Origin of the sequence: Pseudoroseomonas ludipueritiae, assembly GCF_014490445.1 — a bacterium.
Classification (GTDB): Bacteria; Pseudomonadota; Alphaproteobacteria; order Acetobacterales; family Acetobacteraceae; genus Pseudoroseomonas; species Pseudoroseomonas ludipueritiae.
Genome location: NZ_JACTUZ010000372.1, coordinates 1 through 762 on the forward strand (window position 1 = coordinate 1; position 762 = coordinate 762).

Annotated in this window: 1 protein-coding gene; it reads right to left on the reverse strand. The window is 76.4% G+C overall.

Annotation, left to right across the window (positions count from 1 at the left end; genetic code table 11):
* A partial coding sequence (locus IBL25_RS26440) for an alpha/beta fold hydrolase (protein ID WP_187781388.1) occupies nucleotides 1–655 on the reverse strand: 655 nt, incomplete at its 3' end.
* Nucleotides 656–762: the final 107 nt, after the last annotated feature.

The following is a 762-nucleotide window of genomic DNA, read 5'->3' on the forward strand; positions in this document are numbered from 1 at the left end:
GCCGGCGCAGCGCCGCGGCCAGGGCCAGCAGCCCGCCCATGCAATAACCGACCAGCGCCACCGGCCCCAGCGCCGCCACCGGCGCGGCGGCCAGGGCGCGTTCCAGCCGCCCGGCGATGTAATCCGTCAGGGTGAAGCCGCGCTCGACCTCGCCGGGCCAGCCCCAGTCCAGCAGCAGCACGCGGCAGCCACGGGCGGCCAGGTGCCGCAGCATGGAATGGCCGGGCAGCAGGTCCAGCACCTGCGCGCGGTTGACCAGGGAGGGCACCACCAGCACCGGCATGCCCGTGCCGCCGAAATCCAGCAGGCGGGAGCCGCCCTCCTGCCAGACCACGGGCACCTCGGCCGCTTCCCGCTGCCAGGGGTGGCGGCGATAGGCGGCGATGCCTGCAATCATCTCCTGGTCTTCCCGCGCCAGCCGCCGCAGCACGGCGGCGCGGAAGGCCTCAGGTGGGTGGCGTCCGGCGGCGAGGGCGGCGCCGATCCGTTCCGCCTCCGCCCGCCCCGCCTTCGAGATCGGCCAGCCGCTGTTCCAGTTGCTCCAGCCTTCGGCGGAGGGCGGCGGCATCGTCAGCGCCGCCATGCCCCGCGTCATGGCGAGGCTCAGGTGCAGGGGCAGGGGGCGCGGGCCGCGCCGCAGCATCGGGGCGGTCATGGGCCGTGCCCGGCATGCCGGCCATGGGCCAGAAGGGCCAGCCCGGCACCGGCATGGTGGGCATGGGCGTGGCCGGCGGCCGCGCGGCCATCATGCCGCGCCACCAG